The organism is Dehalococcoidia bacterium (assembly GCA_021295915.1).
Lineage (GTDB): Bacteria > Chloroflexota > Dehalococcoidia > Lucifugimonadales > UBA1123 > VXRN01.
On the sequence record JAGWBK010000015.1, the window covers coordinates 33,468 to 48,750 of the forward strand.

The following is a 15,283-nucleotide window of genomic DNA, read 5'->3' on the forward strand; positions in this document are numbered from 1 at the left end:
CTCAAGTCTGAAGAGCCACTATTGAATTGAGAAAGCCGTGTGGACAGTTAGAGAAACCTCGAGCTCACCTCCGCTAATCGAAGTCGCAGCGGACTCGTCTGCCGCTAGAGCGAATGCTGCCCGCGGCGCGTATGGGTCTACTCTCTGTGTCCTCACGGCAGAGTCCGTGATGTATTCAAGGCTTCCAAGTGTCACACCAGCTACATCGGCGATCTGCTGAGCCTTTTCCATTGCATCCATGATCGCATTCTCACGCAACTGTGACATCACCTCGGAGGTATCCTCCACTGTGAAATTGATGCCATCAAATCTCGTGGCGTCGCCTCCGGCCTCAATCACATCGTCGATCAAGGTCCCGACAGATTCCAGGTCTCTGATCTTTGCGGTGAGGTTGTTTGTCACTTCGTACCCAACGAGTTCACGCCGGTTTGATCTCCTGCCGTCCTCTTCAATCTCTATCCACTCATATTGCGGTCGGACGTTGAAGTTATGGGTCTGAATGTCGAGATCCTCAACTCCGTTTTCCGTAAGAGTATTCATGATGGCGTCCATTGCGTCCGCGGCCATACCGTTTGCATATGAGACAGTCTCGGCCATGGATTCGACGCCAAGATTCAGTATCACAAGGTCCGGCTCCATTGAGACCTGTCCAGTCCCGGTCACCCAGATGCCTGCTTCTCCTGCCGCAACTCTGTCAAACAGAGCCGCGGATTGGGACAGGGGAGCCCCTGTGGCTGCACTTGCTGCAGTTACAACACCCAGGGATGCTGGCGCGGCCTCGTCGGTCTTGGTTTCCGGTTCGTGGGTCGCAGCCTCACTCTCGAATGCACATCCCATTACCAACATTACTAGCAGGGCCGAGGCCGCTGCCAACGCCATGTTTTTCCATAGCCTGTTCATCAATAGACCTCCTCTTGAACTGCTTTGCATTCCTCTTGATTTGGGCAACCACGAAATTGTGGCCCTTGATTGTATAGACGTAACAGGCGCCGTGTCTGTTCCAATTGATCCTCCTGAAGCTGCCCCTCTAAGGCGCGCCCGCCGGTAGGGCCGCGGCCTAGTGACCTCTTCGTGATATCCAGAATGAAACTCCAACAAGAAGGATCAACAGAATTCCGAATGCAATTTCCAGTTGCAGTAGAGGGAATTCGGGACGTGGCGCCAAGTCGTCGCCCTCACCAGGCTGAAGTCTAGTTGAAGTGTTGGTTACTGTCGGGGTCGGACTCGGCTCGCTCGCTGGAGTCGACGTAACGGTGGGCGTCGGCGAAGGTGTAGGTGTGTTGGTGGGAGTCGCGGTTGGGACTGGAGTCGGCGTAGGTTCGGGCGTCTTAGTGGGCACTGGGGTAGCAGTCGAGGTGGGAGAAGCTGTTGCGGTAGGCGTGGATGTTGGTAGGGTCTCTGTTGTTACCCCCAATGCTGACTCTGGCGACGAGGTTGCAGCCGCGACTTCGTCGGCTGCCCTTAGCTGTATGGGAGAGTCAGCCATTGCTAAGTCGGGTGCTGAAGTAGGTTCGGGCTCACTCTTCATTGCTGCAGCGACGGGGGGAGACGTCGGGGCCGGTGGTGCGGCCGCTGGTGCCACTGGAGCCGCTGCAGGGGCGGGAGCAGGAGCAGCAGGAGCCTGAGTGGGGGCGGCGGAAGCCTGGGCCTCCATCGCTTGAACGGGAGCGGCGGGTGCTTGAGGTGCGGCCGGTGCCGCGGCTGCCGGGGCCATCGCTGGAGCAGCCGCTGCTGGCTGCGCAGGTGGCTGAGACTCGGCTCTCTCAGATTGTCTTGCCCAGTCTGTCAGATCGGACTGCACAACAAGACCAGTCACGTCTGCGAGGATCAGCCCTACCAGCACGACTGCTGCTGCCGACGCGGCCAAGCGTACTCCTACTATCCATCCAGTTGCACTCCTCACTGGTGCGGGTCTCTCTGAAATCTCGAATGAACGTGCGGTCTGGATCTCCGGCAACTGACGCAGTGCCGACACTGTCAGCCTGAGCGATTCAAGCTCCTGCTGGCACTCTTCACACTCAGCTAGGTGACGTTCTATGCGGAGGTGCTCAGAGGTGCTGACCTCTCCGTCGATGTACGACGACAGCAGATCTCGCGTTCGTCCATGTCTGAATCTGTCAAAAAAACCTAGCAATTTGAATGAGTCCTCTTACTCATCAAGACGTATCCAGTCCCCTAGTAGTTCCCGACGCTCCATCAGGGCATCCCTCACACGAGACCTCGCCCGGCTCAACCTGGACTTCACGGTCCCAATGGACACGCTCATCGCCTCGGCCGCCTCGCTGTAACTTAGTCCCTGCACATCGACAAGCACGAGGGCCGTTCTCTGATCGATTGCCAGTGTCAGGATTGCTTGCTGGATCTCGCTGTTGAGTTCACTGCGCTGTGTAGCCTCTTCAGGGGACTCATCACCGGAAACGGGCTGAAACGAAGGACTCTCCAGAGATTGCTCTAGTGAACTCTCGGGCCTGCGTTGACGACGACGTAGAACATCCCGGCTGCCGTTTGCTGCGATCCTGAAGAGCCACGATCTGAGGTTGCCTCCCCTGAAACGGCTGAGCGATCGGTAGGCCGAAATGAACGTGTCCTGGGCTACGTCCTCTGCCTGCCCTCGGTTGCCCAACATACGCGCGGCGAGGTTTACGACCTGGTTCTGGTATCGAGCGACAATCCTGTTGAATGCACATAGATCGCCGCTCTGAGCCTGACAGATCAGTGCGCCATCGTCATAGCAGCTGTCCGTGTGTCTGCCTATTGTCGCCCGCTCCAGATTGCCGGCTCAGAAGCCGGCCTATGTGTGACCCGGTAACCTGCAACTACCCTATAATTGTAACTGCGCTTGGCACCAGTGATTCTCAGGTGCCGAAGTATCGACCAGGAATAAGCAGCCACAAGAACTCACTGATGAGAAGAATTGCCAGAGAGATGATCGAAACGATCCTATTGGCTTTGCTGCTGTTTGTGTTGATGGAGTTCAGCGTCCAGAACTTCAAGGTCGAGGGATCCAGTATGACCCCGACCCTTGCGCAGGACCAATACCTTCTCGTCAACAAGATTGCATATGCGCGAGTCGGCATGGATGATCTTGGTTCGCTAATACCATTCGTGCACGCGTACACCAACGGATCAGAACGCCCGATTTATGCATTTCGGCCTCCCCAATATGGCGAGGTTGTGATCTTCCACTTTCCGAACGACCCGTCACGAGATTTCGTCAAGCGGGTGATCGGCGTTCCCGGCGACAGCATAGAAATCAGGCGCGGCGATGTGTACCGCAACGGACAACCTCTAGACGAACCGTTTATCACCAGTTCCAGTTCAAGAAGCTACGATCCCGTTTTCGTAGATGAAGGGCACTACTACGTCCTTGGGGACAACAGGCGCTCCTCGAACGACTCGCGCGATTGGGGCCTCGTGCCCCAGGAGAACCTCATAGGTCGAGCCTGGATGAGGTACTGGCCACCAGGCAGTCTCGGCTTCATTGAATAGCTCTTTCCTCCTCAAGTCTAACTGCGGATTAGGCGTCAAAAGCGGGGCCATTACACGTATGCCACGAACGTCGAAACGGGATCATGTGCAAAGCTAGGTGAAGCTTGACAAGCATCATTTACTTGAGTATCGTAGCCGCCAAGTCAAATTTGGAATCATTCCAGACGTTCAGGAAGTTCACAAACTCCCTGAATAGAGGCGAATCACGCAAGGAGACGCCACTTGGATTCACTGGTTCGGGCTCGAATCGATGAGATGCGGAACGCGCTTTTGAATCAAGGCATTTCCATCACAAGGCGCAGGGACAAGATGCTTCAGGCACTTGCCTCTAATGATCGCCATCCCAGCGTAAACGAGCTCCATGCAGAAGTGAGACGCTGGTATCCCTCCACCAGCCTGGCCACCATCTACAACACCATTGAGTTGCTGAAGGACGCGGACCAGATACTGGAACTGGAATTCAGTGGATCCGCCAACCGCTATGACGGTAGACGGCCACAATCCCATCCCCATCTAATCTGTCTCTCCTGCGAGTCCATTGAAGATATGGATGTCGAGTCATCCAATTCGGACCACCTGGATAGACTCTCTGAAGACACAGGCTATCGCCTCGTGCGCCAGCGCACAGACTATTATGGTTTCTGCCCAGACTGCCAGGCGCAGACTGCGGCAGCTTCTGACTGACGGCGGAATCGAAAGTGCAGGGGAGGAGTGAGCCTCCTGCAACGAAATGAAAGGAGGACCCGGATGGCAACAAGAGAAGACATTGCTTTGATGTCGCACCTGATGCGTCGAGCCGGTTTCGGCGCAACTCGTGACGAGGTTGAGCGCTATTGCGAGATTGGGTATGAGCAGACAGTAGAAATGCTGATTGACTCGGACAGCCAGCCGCCTGTAGATGAGTACACCTTGTATAGGTACCACCCTATTACTGAGGTGCCCGGAGGTGCGGCAGCACCTGGACAGGCCAACTGGCTGTACTGGATGGTAACGACCCAGCGGCCGCTGGAAGAGAAGATGGCGCTGTTCTGGCATCACGTCTTCGCGACCGGCAACGCCAAGGTCGACAACTGCAACCACCTGCTCGAACAGATCGATATGTTCCGTGAACTCGGAATGGCGAACTATCGGGAACTGCTGCTTGCCCTCGCACAGAATCCTGCCATGATCTACTGGCTGGACAACAACGAGAACCATAAGCACGCTCCCAATGAAAACTGGGGACGCGAGCTTCTGGAGCTGTTTAGCCTTGGAGTCGGCCACTACACCGAGACCGACGTGTTTGAGTGCTCTCGCGCTTTCACTGGTTGGACGATCGATGCAAAGATGCCTCGTTACCCATACGGACGGCATCCCTGGAAGTTCAGCTTCAGGCCCGAGGACCACGACCAGACTGAGAAGACGTTCCTGGGTCGCACGGGCAACTTCAACGGCGAGGACATCATCGACATCATCCTCGACCAGGAAGCATGCCCCAGGTTCATCACCAGGCACCTGTACAACTTCTTCGTAGCTGACGAGCCTCAGGTACCTGCGTGGAACATCGAGCCACCTCGTAACCCCGAGGCAATCGAGGCGCTGTCGAAGACCTTCGTGGACAATAACTACGATATCAAGCCGGTGCTCCGCCAGCTATTCAACTCGGACTTCTTCAAGGAAGCCCAGTACCAGAAGGTGAAGAGCCCGACAGAGGTCGTCGTTGGCACGCTCCGCACAACCAAGGACATGACTGGCCCCGACCCGCGCCTGGAGGCGCTGGGCAAGGAGCCGGGTTATATGGGTCAGGACATTCTGGACCCACCGAGCGTCGAAGGTTGGCACACTGGCCGCGAGTGGATCAACAGCGGTTCACTCGTAAAGCGCGTCAACTTCGTTGCAGACCGCGTGAGCAACGTTGAACTCGAGGGCGTTCGATCCATGATCGACTACGTCGGAGACAACGGAGCAACGATGTCTGCCGACGAGCTCGTGGACCGCTGCCTGGACATCATGGGCCCGCTCCAAGTTGATCAGAGGACCCACGACGAGCTAGTCTCGCATGTCTCCGCAGGTGGGGATATCGATGTGGCCTCGGACGACTTTGCGGAAAAGGCAACACAGACCTTCGCCCTGATCGCTGCGACCAGGGAATATCAGTTCGGCTAGGATAGATCAGAACCGGGAACGGGTGGTCACAGAGTAAAGGGCCGCCCCCCCAAGCAGGCCAGTGAGCCAGAGGAGATGATGCAATGGCTGCAAATGGCAATGGAAATGGGAAGCCCCCGGTCCTGGTTGTGCTCCAGTTGACCGGCGGGAACGACTACTTCAACACAGTCATCCCATACAACGATGAGCACTATTTCGACAGCCGCCCATCGCTTCAGATTCCGCAGGACCGCGTACTGAAGCTTGACGACGATCTCGGCTTCCATCCCGCAATGGGCCCGATGAAGGACATCTACGAGAGCGGCGACATGGCGATTATCCACGGCGTAGGGTACGCGAACTCGCCGAGGTCGCACTTCCGCTCGATGGACATCTGGCATACATGTGAGCCGGACAAGGTTGGGACTGAGGGCTGGCTTGGTCGCGCCCTCCGAGAGATCGATCCCAACGGAGAGAACCCAGTAACCGGCGTCAACATCGGTCAGGCTCTTCCGCGCGCGCTGGTTGCACCAGGCGTGTCGGTAGCTTCTGTCGCCGATCTTTCGACTTACGGATTGCTGACCAGCATCGAGCAGCAGGAGCAGCGCGAGCAGATGCTCAGCCGCTTCGCCAACATGTACGGGCCAGCAGTGGGCACCGGCCAGGTGATGGAATATCTCGGCCAGACCGGACTCGACGCGTTGAAGGGTGCGGACATCCTGAAGATCGCTCCCGACAAGTACGAGTCTACAGTCGAGTATGGTGCAAGCCCAATCGCCTCGAAGCTCCGTGACATCGCACAGATTCACACGGCGGACGTTGGCACCAGGGTCTTCTACTGCGACTACGGTTCGTTCGACACCCACGCTGCGCAGGCGACCACTCACGCGAAGCTATGGCAGGACGTGTCTGAAGCCGTGCAGGACTTCTGGGACGATCTTCGCGAGAATAACGCTGACGACAATGTCGTCATGATCATGTTCAGCGAGTTCGGTCGCAGGGTGAGAGACAATGGTTCCGGCACGGACCACGGTGCGGCGGGCGTAGGTTTCGCCATTGGGCCGAGCGTCAAGGGCGGAATGTACTCCGAGTACCCGGAGACCAGGCCCGAGGCTCTCGAACAGGGCGACTTGGTTCCGAACCAGGACTACCGCGGCTTCTACACGACGATCCTCGAGAACCACCTCCACATGGAGGCTCCGCCGATCGTCAACGGTCAGTTCGACGCCCCTGGCTTCCTGCAGACCAACGGCCACTAAAAACTGTAATTTGTACGCCCGCCCCAACTCCTCCCTTAACTGTGGAGGTTGGGGCGGGCGTTCCTCTACTGGACCCCTGGCCTCTGCCAAAGATGTAAGGGTTCTGGGGTAATGATCGATGGACTCGACCAATTCATGTGTTGGGAGTAGTGCACCATGTTGACCACAACCGTGGCTGGACGGACTTGGAATTTCAGCCATGCTATTGGAAGAAACGCAGCAGCCGGCAATGGCTTCACCCAGCCCGTTGACGTTGCCGCAGGGCCGGATGGCGTACTCTATGTCATCAGCCGCGGTAACGACGGGGCTGGAGGCGTCGTTGCAGAGAACAAGCGCATTGGCAAGCTAACCATTGACGAGCAGTTCATTGGCGACTTCGGGCGCAGACAGATGATGTGGCCCACTTGCATCGCGCTTGACTCCGGGGGACACCTTTACTGTTCAGATGAGCACGAGAACCGGATTCATATCTTCAACGAAGACGGTGAGCTCGTCAACCAGTGGGGAGAGGTTGGATCCGGCGAGGGCCAGTTGAATGGTCCTTCTGGTCTGGCATTTGACAGCGACGACAACATACTGATCGCTGAAGCCAAATCCAATCGAATACAAAAATTCACCAAAGACGGCGAGTTCCTGGCGGTCATCGGTGAGGGACACCTGAACCAGCCCTGGGGGATGTTTGTCGACGGAGACGACAATATCTACGTTGCCGACTGGGGCAACAGCCGAGGTGTGAAGTTCTCACCGCAGGGTGACCTTCTGGTTACCTATGGAGGCGATTCAGCGGAGGATGGCGCAGATGTGGACCATCCGGCAAGCATCGCCGTCGATAGTGAGGGCGATGTCTACATCTCGGACTGGGGAAACAAGCGCATCCAGATATACGAACCTGATGGCACGGTGATCACGGCCCTATATGGTGACGCTGTGGAGTTCAGCAAGTGGGCGGCCGAGGTCATCAACTCCAACCCCGATGCTCAGAAAGCCTACCGCCGGGTCAAGGACCGCACATCGCTTGGGTTGTTCGAGCGACCGGTGGGTCTGACGATTGACTCCGAGGACCGGCTCATCGTCACCGACTCAACAAGAGGGCGGCTGCAGGTATATGCAAAAGAAAAGGACTACATGGATCCTCAGTTCAATCTGTAGTCCAGTCTGAAAGCCGAGAGGATAAATTGGGCGTCCTCACTTCTGGGGGCGCCTTTTTTTCATTGCGAAGGTCCTTCAGGTGAGAGCTACGGGATCTACGTCAACGCTCCACTCGCGTGGGACCTCGACCGAGTCGAGAAGAGCCCTCGGGTTATGACCTCTCAAGACTATATGCCAGCGGTACCTGCCTCTGAGTCTGGACGGATACGGGGGAGTAGGACCTAGTATCTCAACGTCAGCTAGGTCTGCCTCAGACTGCGCCTGCCGGAGCGTATTCGCCAGTTCATGGGCCCTGGACTCGGCCATTGCGGCATTCGTGTGGCCGTAGACCAGTCTGATCAGTCGTGAATATGGTGGGTTGCGCTGCTCCCTTCTGTAACGCATCTCGGCAATGTAGAACAGCTCGTAGTCCTGAGCCGCTGCTGCCCTGATGGCGTAGTTCTCCGGCTGGTATGTCTGGAAAACGACTCGCCCCGCGTCGTGTTCGCGCCCTGACCTTCCTGCTACCTGGCACAGCAACTGGAAGGTCCGCTCTCCTGACCTGTAGTCGGGAATGCCCAGACCGACGTCTGCAAGTACCACTCCAACGAGTGTCACTCCTGGAAGGTGCAGGCCTTTGGCGATCATCTGAGTACCAACGATGACGTCTGCCTCACCACTCCTGAAGCTTGAAAGCAGTTCCTCGTATTCCCGTGCGTGTCGAGTGGCATCACGGTCCCATCTGAGAACGCGTGCCTGAGGGAATTCACGCTCGACCTCGGAAGCCACCGACTGAGTGCCGATGCCGTACAGACTGAGCCTGAAGCTCAGACACTCCGGGCAGTTTTCCGGCATTCGCCTTCGCCGCCCGCAGTAGTGGCAGATTAGCCGCTGTATAGGTCTGTGGTACGTTAGGGCAATGTCACAGCTCCGGCATGACAGGCTGAGTCCACAGTGGCGACACTGCATGTGTGAGGCAGTGCCACGCCGATTCAGAAATAGAATCGCCTGCTGTCCCGCGTCCAGACAGGAAGCCAGCTCGGAGTGCAACCTGCGGGAGAACATTCCCCTGTTTCCCTCGCGTAGCTCCCGCCTCATGTCGACCACTTCCACCTCTGGTAGTGGAAGGATCGAGGTGCTCCCGTCTGGTTCCCTGACGAGTCTGTCCTTAAGACTATGCAGACCATACTCGCGCCGGCGCCCCAGGTAGTAAGAGCCGACATCTGGCGATGCACTGCCCAGCACCGTGACTGCACCCGATAGTCTCCCGAGGTGTTCCGCTACTGATCTTGCGTGGTATCTGGGCGCAATGTCGTGCTGCTTGTAGGTCCACTCATGCTCCTCGTCCAGAATGATCAGGCCAGGATTGGACAGGGGGGCGAACACAGCGCTCCGTGAGCCAATCACTACGTCTCGCGAACCACTGTGAATCGCCCACCACTGATCGTGGCGCTGGCCAGCTGTGAGTCCGCTGTGCTGCACGGCAACACGACCCGGGAAGCGCCCTGCGAACCTCTCTATGGTCTGAGTGGTAAGTGCGATTTCAGGAACCAGCACGATCGCTTGACGTCCAAGTGCCAGGCATTGCTCCACCGTAGACAGGTACACCTCGGTCTTGCCGCTGCCGGTAACTCCCTGCACGAGAATTACCCTTGGTTCCACGGTGTTGTCGCCCAAAGCCCTGGAGATTCCGTTAACTGCAGTCTGCTGGGGTGGGGAAAGTTCAACCTTCGGACCGGGTTCATACTCCCTATCAGCCAACGGGTCACGAAACACCTCAGTCCGATCTATGTCTATGAACCTTCTCTTCATCAGAGCCGAAACGGCAGAGGCTCCGAACTCTCTTCTTGCCTGGGTCGCGGGTGTCAGTCCTGTGGACTCGATCAGGCTAAGAATCAGCGCCGACTGGCGATGAGCCCTGTTCTTGGGATCGGCAAGCCACCGGCGGATCTCTGTCAGTGCGCTCGGTTTTACCCGTAGATACTCCACGTACCTCGGACCGATCATCCGGCGATTTGATCTATAGGTGCGTTCCAATACATCGCGGGATACGAGTGGGCCAACTGTAGCTCTGACCCATTCCCCCAAGCTGGAAGCAAGGGAATCAACGTCAACCTGTCCATCTCTTCGGACGGCCTCCAGCACGCGGAGTTGCCTGTCGCTATTGGAAACCGACTCGATGTCTGTGACGTCTTCAGATAGGGACACAACTGTCCGTGTCTGCACACGGCTTCCGGGCGGCAGCATGGGTGCGACGGCTTCGAAGAGGGAACATCGGTAGTAGTCGCTGATCCAGCGTGCGAGGGTCAGGTGAGTACCATTTACCAGGGAGTCCTCGAAGAGGTTCTCTGCGATCTCGCGCGTCTCTTCGACACTTGGCGTGTCAGTTAACTCAAAGACAACGCCCTGAATAGTCCTGGGACCGAATGGTACGCGGATGAGTTGTCCAGGAATCAGGTGCCATCCGGATGGTACGGAGTAACTGAAAGTCCTCGAGGGCCCCGTTCGGGCGTCGACAGCAACTTCGGCGAATCTCACGGCATCCCCCTTCGCGGGCGCTGCCATCGACTCAGGGTCGAGTTTGGGAGACTTCCAAGGACGGATGCGAGCTGAGGAGTGGACTTACCCCTAGCGCCTTGCACGCTCCCTGCGGTCTTCGGGAATACGGGCCGCGCGACCCGACCTGCCACGCAGGTAGTATAGCCGGGCTCTACGTACTCGCCCACGTCGGACAAGCTTTACGTATTCCACGTTTGGCGAGTGCAGCATGAAAGTCCGCTCCACGCCGATTTCGTAGCTGACGCGCCTGACCGTGAAGGATGCACCGGGCCCGCTTCCGCGTGACCTGATCACCACGCCCTCGAACACCTGTGTCCTGGTGCGGTTGGCTTCCGTTACGCGAACACCTACCTGAACGGTGTCACCAGGCGTGAAATCGTCGATGTTCTCGTTCGTTTGAAGCTTGACCAGCTGATGTGCTTCCATTGGCTTTTGTCCTGAATGGGCGTTGAGTATCAGTATGTTCAGTAGGTACTGAGAAGTACGTCAGGTAATTGTATAGATTTGCTTCAATTTGGTTCAAGTCACATGACCGCGCAGGTTCTATGCCCAGGGCAGGTCCATACTGTTGGCGACCCCTTTCGCCAGACCGGCGAAACCCGTCAGGTCGGAACTCGACATATTTGCAGGATCCATGGGAGTTATGGATACCCAGCCATTCCGGGTGGCCCAGACGTCGCACCCTTCTGGTATCTCGTCACCAATTGGCTTGTTGTGCAGAATCCAGAAATGCGTGCGGCGGCCGTCCTGGCCCTGTATCACACTTTCGAGATAGGCTTTAGGGCCCAGAAAAGTCGTGCGGATGCCCTTGATGCGATCTGGCGCAACATTTGGGACATTTACGTTGTAGAGAAAGGGTCCGACGCCGTTTCCGACCACCTCATGTGCCAGTCTCATAGCTACCTGCGCGGCCGATTCGTACTGGACACCAGTCACTGCAGTAACGGACACAGCAATCGAGGGGATTCTACGAAAGTACCCTCTCATGGCTCCCCCAACCGTGCCGGAGTCGAAGGCGTCAAGTCCGAGGTTTGCACCCTCATTGATTCCAGACACAACTAGATCGAATGGCTCACTGAAGATGGACTCAGAGGCGAGAATCACACAGTCAGAAGGGGTGCCGCTGACAGTGAATGCCGAAATTCCCTCCCTGCGTGACTCGACCTCAGACACTCTTAGGATGTTGAGCAGCGTGCGAGCGGTGCCTATACCGCTCTGGTCACGGTCCGGCGCGACGACTGAGACCTCTCCAACGGACTCAAGTGCCTCAACTAGCGTCCACAGGCCTTCCGCATTAATGCCGTCATCATTGGTGACTAGAATTCTCAATGTGCTATATCTCTCGCGTCACATACCAGCGCATGTACTTGGGGCTGTCCATCGACACGCCACGATCGTAATAGATTTCGAACTTGCGGCCCTCGGCAGTCTCCACCCTGTAGTAGTTGCGATGATATCGTTGCCGCCAGCTATGCTTTCGACCGTCACTTGGGAAGCCGTAGTCCTGCCATGACGTCATGATCCGTGCAACTTTATACGTCTCCTCCTTGAAGGAGAACGCCATCGGTTCCCTCGTTACGGGGTCCCGCTCTACTGAGATCGTCTGTCCAAAAAAGCGTCTCGACACACTAAGCGGTCTGTCTTTTGCTTAAACCCTGAAAGCCCAGGTCGCTTCTGGCCGGTGGCATTATACCAGCGCCGACTTTTACGTGGCGTTGAGGCCTGATATATAATCATCTTATCCTGATGCGGCCGAATTCTTCAGGACGCCGCGTTACTTAACCGGGAGGATCCCGATGACCACCGAAGTAAAAGTCGATCTCAAGAAGAATAGTCGGGTCGTAACGGACGGACCTGACCGCGCGGCTGCTCGTGCCATGTTGCGCGCCACCGGCCTTCGCGACGAGGACATGGAAAAGCCGTTCGTCGCCGTCGGCAACCTCGCCTCGGACGTCACTCCCTGCAATGTTCATCTCAACAGGCAGGCGCAGAGAGTGAAGGATGGACTCTGGGCTGCAAAGAGCGTTCCATTCATGTTCGGCACTATAACCATCAGCGATGGCATTTCGATGGGTACCGAAGGCATGAAGGCCTCCCTGGTAAGCAGGGAGGTGATCGCAGACTCCATAGAGACCGTCACTTTCGGAGAAAGCATGGACGGCCTCGTCGTCGTGGCAGCCTGTGACAAGAATATGCCCGGAGCAATGATGGCCATTGCGCGGTGCAACGTGCCGTCCGTCTTTGTGTACGGGGGCGCGATCATGCCCGGCAACTGGCGCGGAGAAGACATCAATATCCAGGACATGTTTGAGGCTGTAGGCTCCTATGCTCAGGGCCAGATTACCCTCGACGAGCTAATTGGAATGGAGCGCGTCGCGTGCCCCGGAGAAGGGGCGTGTGCTGGCATGTTCACTGCCAATACGATGTCGTCCGCCATAGAGGCGATGGGCATGTCGATTCCGGGTGCCGCTTCGATACCGGCAATTGATCCTCGAAACGATCAGGTTGCCTTCGACACCGGGGATGTGATCTACAGCCTCCTCGAGAAGGACCTCAAACCTCGCGACATCATGACTCGGGAGGCGTTTGAGAATGGCATTCGCGTTGTGCTCGCAATGGGTGGATCAACCAATGCCGCCCTCCACCTGCTCGCCATAGCGCACGAGGCCGAAGTCGAACTGGATCTGGACGATTTCGATCAATTGAGCCGCACAACTCCCTACATAACTGATCTCAGGCCCGGTGGAAGATTCGTAATGTCTGACATGGACAAGGTCGGTGGTGTCCCCGTCGTGATGAAGGAACTTGCCGGAGCAGGCCTGATCCACGAGGACTGCATGACAATCACCGGCACGACTATTGGCGAGAACCTGGCCGACGTAGATATCGCACCCGATAACAGGGTTATCTATTCGATTCCAAATGCCAAGAGCCCTACTGGTGGCTTGGTCATTCTCAAAGGCAACCTTGCCCCAGAGGGATGTGTGATGAAGGTGTCAAGCACCAGCCGCCTTCAGCACGAGGGGCCTGCAAAGGTCTATGATGGAGAGCGTGCCGCCTTCGAGGCAGTTACCACAGGACAGATTGAGGCTGGCGACGTTCTGGTGCTTCGTTATGAAGGTCCAAAGGGTGGGCCCGGAATGCAGGAGATGCTCTCGGTCACCGGCGCCATGATGGGGACCGGCATCGGTGAAGACATCCTGCTGATGACGGACGGAAGGTTCTCAGGAGCCTCCAGGGGCCCGATTATCGGACACGTAGCACCCGAGGCTGCTGTCGGTGGGCCGATCGGTCTGGTTCGGGACGGCGACACAATCACAATGGACGTCGAGAGTCGGACTCTCAACGTCAACCTGTCGGATGAAGAATTGGAGCAGCGTAGGCAGGACTGGCAGCCGCCGGAGCCACGGCACACGACAGGAGTAATGGGCAAGTATGCGAAGCTCGTGTCTTCCGCGTCGAGGGGGGCTGTAACGACCTGAACCTGCGCACGGGTCCAACCCTCTGACCATTCATTGAAATATTGAAGGGCAGGGGAACACTTCCAGACTGAGGCGCTCCCGAACACTCGGGAGCGCTTTCTCTTACCACGAAGGCTAAGTGCAGCGGCCTTCAGGCCAAAGCACCTGTCCCTTCGTCTGCCTCAGCCATCCAGTAACCTACACGCCGCTTGGTGAAGATATAGCTCGGGTTCTCCGCGTCGTCACCAAGCTTGCTGCGTAGTCTCATAACTATTATGCGAACTGGGGCTGAATCACTCGAGTTGTTATGTCCCCATACACGTCGCACCAGTTGCTCGTGAGTCATGATTCGTCCGGCGTTGGTTGAGAGTTCTACCAGGACGCGATATTCGGTGTTAGTCAACTCGATCTGAGTACCTGAAACGGAGACCCGGCGCTGAGCGTAGTCGATGACAAGGTCGTGCAGTACAAAGGGCTTGCCAAATTCAATGTCGCTGAGTGGAGACCAATGCCGGCGCATCGCGGCGTTGATCCTGGCCACGAGTTCGGTAGGTGAGAACGGTTTGACGACATAATCGGAGGCTCCTGAATCGAATGCCCTGGCGATTACATCGTCTTGCCCGTAGGCTGACAGGAATATGACTGGTTTATTGGCCAGGTCGCTTACTGTTCGCATCAGTTCTATTCCGTCAGTTCCCGGCAGCATCAGGTCCAGCAACATAAGGTGGGGCTGTCCGTCGTGCAACAATCGGGGGACATCACTTGGGTCCGCCGTCACGCTCAGTTCATAGCCTGACTCAGAGAGGACACCCCTGACGTACCTAAGTGTATGCGGGTCGTCGTCCACCACGAGAATTCGTGGGCGCTCTCTATTCGTATCTGGGCTACGCACTCGGCTGCCAGCCGCCTGGACCTCGGGGTGATACTCTTCGGCCACCGGAAGCGTGAAGGTTAGCGTCGTTCCCAGGTCTGGGCCTTTGCTGTCGGCCCAGATTCGTCTCCCTTGCAGATTGCCAGCCCTATACCGTAGTCACCTCTATTTTCGCCCGCCCCGGAAAACTTCCGGAACAGGTGTGGAAGGCGATCGGCGGGGATGCCTTGGCCTTGGTCAGAGACTGAAACCGCAACGTGGGTGCCCCTGGTCTCAGCCGTAACGTGAATCAGGTGGGCGTCAGGCGGGTACCGTGAACGACGACAATTACTTTAGCCGGTCGTGACTACTATATATGCCGGTCTGTGAGGACGATGATCTGGTACCCAGGA

14 protein-coding genes and 1 pseudogene are annotated in these 15,283 nt (G+C 57.0%); 6 read left to right on the plus strand and 9 right to left on the minus strand.

Features of this window, described 5'->3' with window-relative positions; genetic code table 11:
* Nucleotides 1–18: 18 nt before the first annotated feature.
* The 3 genes from J4G14_06415 to J4G14_06425 all read right to left on the minus strand — a co-directional run bounded on the left by J4G14_06415 (nucleotide 19) and on the right by J4G14_06425 (nucleotide 2,755).
* Complete coding sequence (locus J4G14_06415; GenBank protein ID MCE2457433.1) at nucleotides 19–900, minus strand: SIMPL domain-containing protein; 882 nt, start codon at nucleotides 898–900, stop codon at nucleotides 19–21.
* A gap of 157 nt (nucleotides 901–1,057) precedes the next feature.
* The gene (locus J4G14_06420) at nucleotides 1,058–2,134 is read right to left on the minus strand and encodes a zf-HC2 domain-containing protein (protein MCE2457434.1); all 1,077 of its coding nucleotides are present in this window, start codon (nucleotides 2,132–2,134) and stop codon (nucleotides 1,058–1,060) included.
* 15 nt (nucleotides 2,135–2,149) lie between these two features.
* Nucleotides 2,150–2,755: a sigma-70 family RNA polymerase sigma factor gene (locus tag J4G14_06425; protein MCE2457435.1), complete on the minus strand. Its 606-nt coding sequence runs from the start codon at nucleotides 2,753–2,755 to the stop codon at nucleotides 2,150–2,152.
* Between the two features lie 170 nt (nucleotides 2,756–2,925).
* On the opposite strand from J4G14_06425, the gene lepB reads away from it, so the two are divergent.
* The 5 genes from lepB to J4G14_06450 all read left to right on the plus strand — a co-directional run bounded on the left by lepB (nucleotide 2,926) and on the right by J4G14_06450 (nucleotide 8,021).
* Nucleotides 2,926–3,489, plus strand: coding sequence for a signal peptidase I (gene lepB, locus J4G14_06430; protein MCE2457436.1), 564 nt, complete (start codon nucleotides 2,926–2,928; stop codon nucleotides 3,487–3,489).
* A 222-nt stretch (nucleotides 3,490–3,711) separates the two neighbouring features.
* Nucleotides 3,712–4,173 carry a transcriptional repressor gene (locus J4G14_06435; GenBank protein ID MCE2457437.1) on the plus strand — a complete coding sequence of 154 codons (462 nt, stop codon included), beginning with the start codon at nucleotides 3,712–3,714 and terminating at the stop codon, nucleotides 4,171–4,173.
* Between the two features lie 63 nt (nucleotides 4,174–4,236).
* Nucleotides 4,237–5,634, plus strand: coding sequence for a DUF1800 domain-containing protein (locus J4G14_06440; GenBank protein MCE2457438.1), 1,398 nt, complete (start codon nucleotides 4,237–4,239; stop codon nucleotides 5,632–5,634).
* Between the two features lie 83 nt (nucleotides 5,635–5,717).
* Nucleotides 5,718–6,872, plus strand: coding sequence for a DUF1501 domain-containing protein (locus J4G14_06445; GenBank protein MCE2457439.1), 1,155 nt, complete (start codon nucleotides 5,718–5,720; stop codon nucleotides 6,870–6,872).
* 156 nt (nucleotides 6,873–7,028) lie between these two features.
* Nucleotides 7,029–8,021, plus strand: coding sequence for an NHL repeat-containing protein (locus tag J4G14_06450; protein MCE2457440.1), 993 nt, complete (start codon nucleotides 7,029–7,031; stop codon nucleotides 8,019–8,021).
* Nucleotides 8,022–8,096: 75 nt separating this feature from the next.
* Here the strand turns inward: J4G14_06450 and priA are convergent, their stop codons facing one another.
* The 4 genes from priA to J4G14_06470 all read right to left on the minus strand — a co-directional run bounded on the left by priA (nucleotide 8,097) and on the right by J4G14_06470 (nucleotide 12,123).
* Nucleotides 8,097–10,538, minus strand: coding sequence for a primosomal protein N' (gene priA / locus J4G14_06455; protein ID MCE2457441.1), 2,442 nt, complete (start codon nucleotides 10,536–10,538; stop codon nucleotides 8,097–8,099).
* A gap of 90 nt (nucleotides 10,539–10,628) precedes the next feature.
* Nucleotides 10,629–10,985, minus strand: a complete 357-nt coding sequence (gene rplS, locus J4G14_06460) for a 50S ribosomal protein L19 (GenBank protein MCE2457442.1) — start codon at nucleotides 10,983–10,985, stop codon at nucleotides 10,629–10,631.
* A 117-nt stretch (nucleotides 10,986–11,102) separates the two neighbouring features.
* A complete protein-coding gene (surE, locus tag J4G14_06465; GenBank protein ID MCE2457443.1) occupies nucleotides 11,103–11,888 on the minus strand; it encodes a 5'/3'-nucleotidase SurE in 786 nt (261 codons plus the stop codon).
* Between the two features lie 4 nt (nucleotides 11,889–11,892).
* Nucleotides 11,893–12,123 (minus strand): hypothetical protein, encoded by a 231-nt coding sequence (locus J4G14_06470; GenBank protein ID MCE2457444.1) that lies wholly within the window; start codon nucleotides 12,121–12,123, stop codon nucleotides 11,893–11,895.
* 232 nt (nucleotides 12,124–12,355) lie between these two features.
* Here J4G14_06470 and ilvD point away from each other — a divergent pair, with 232 nt between their 5' ends.
* Nucleotides 12,356–14,041 (plus strand): dihydroxy-acid dehydratase, encoded by a 1,686-nt coding sequence (gene ilvD / locus J4G14_06475; protein MCE2457445.1) that lies wholly within the window; start codon nucleotides 12,356–12,358, stop codon nucleotides 14,039–14,041.
* A gap of 130 nt (nucleotides 14,042–14,171) precedes the next feature.
* Here the strand turns inward: ilvD and J4G14_06480 are convergent, their stop codons facing one another.
* Both J4G14_06480 and J4G14_06485 read right to left on the minus strand, forming a co-directional pair.
* Complete coding sequence (locus J4G14_06480; protein MCE2457446.1) at nucleotides 14,172–14,912, minus strand: response regulator transcription factor; 741 nt, start codon at nucleotides 14,910–14,912, stop codon at nucleotides 14,172–14,174.
* 59 nt (nucleotides 14,913–14,971) lie between these two features.
* Nucleotides 14,972–15,187, minus strand: a pseudogene (locus J4G14_06485) (sensor histidine kinase).
* Between the last annotated feature and the right edge of the window lie 96 nt (nucleotides 15,188–15,283).

Bases quoted from the DNA above. Each gene is read 5' to 3' on its own strand.
- J4G14_06415 (MCE2457433.1), bottom strand. From the start codon at position 900: ATGAACAGGCTATGGAAAAACATGGCGTTGGCAGCGGCCTCGGCCCTG.
- lepB (MCE2457436.1), top strand. From the start codon at position 2,926: ATGATCGAAACGATCCTATTGGCTTTGCTGCTGTTTGTGTTGATGGAG.
- J4G14_06440 (MCE2457438.1), top strand. From the start codon at position 4,237: ATGGCAACAAGAGAAGACATTGCTTTGATGTCGCACCTGATGCGTCGA.
- J4G14_06445 (MCE2457439.1), top strand. From the start codon at position 5,718: ATGGCTGCAAATGGCAATGGAAATGGGAAGCCCCCGGTCCTGGTTGTG.
- J4G14_06450 (MCE2457440.1), top strand. From the start codon at position 7,029: ATGTTGACCACAACCGTGGCTGGACGGACTTGGAATTTCAGCCATGCT.
- rplS (MCE2457442.1), bottom strand. From the start codon at position 10,985: ATGGAAGCACATCAGCTGGTCAAGCTTCAAACGAACGAGAACATCGAC.
- J4G14_06470 (MCE2457444.1), bottom strand. From the start codon at position 12,123: ATGGCGTTCTCCTTCAAGGAGGAGACGTATAAAGTTGCACGGATCATG.
- ilvD (MCE2457445.1), top strand. From the start codon at position 12,356: ATGACCACCGAAGTAAAAGTCGATCTCAAGAAGAATAGTCGGGTCGTA.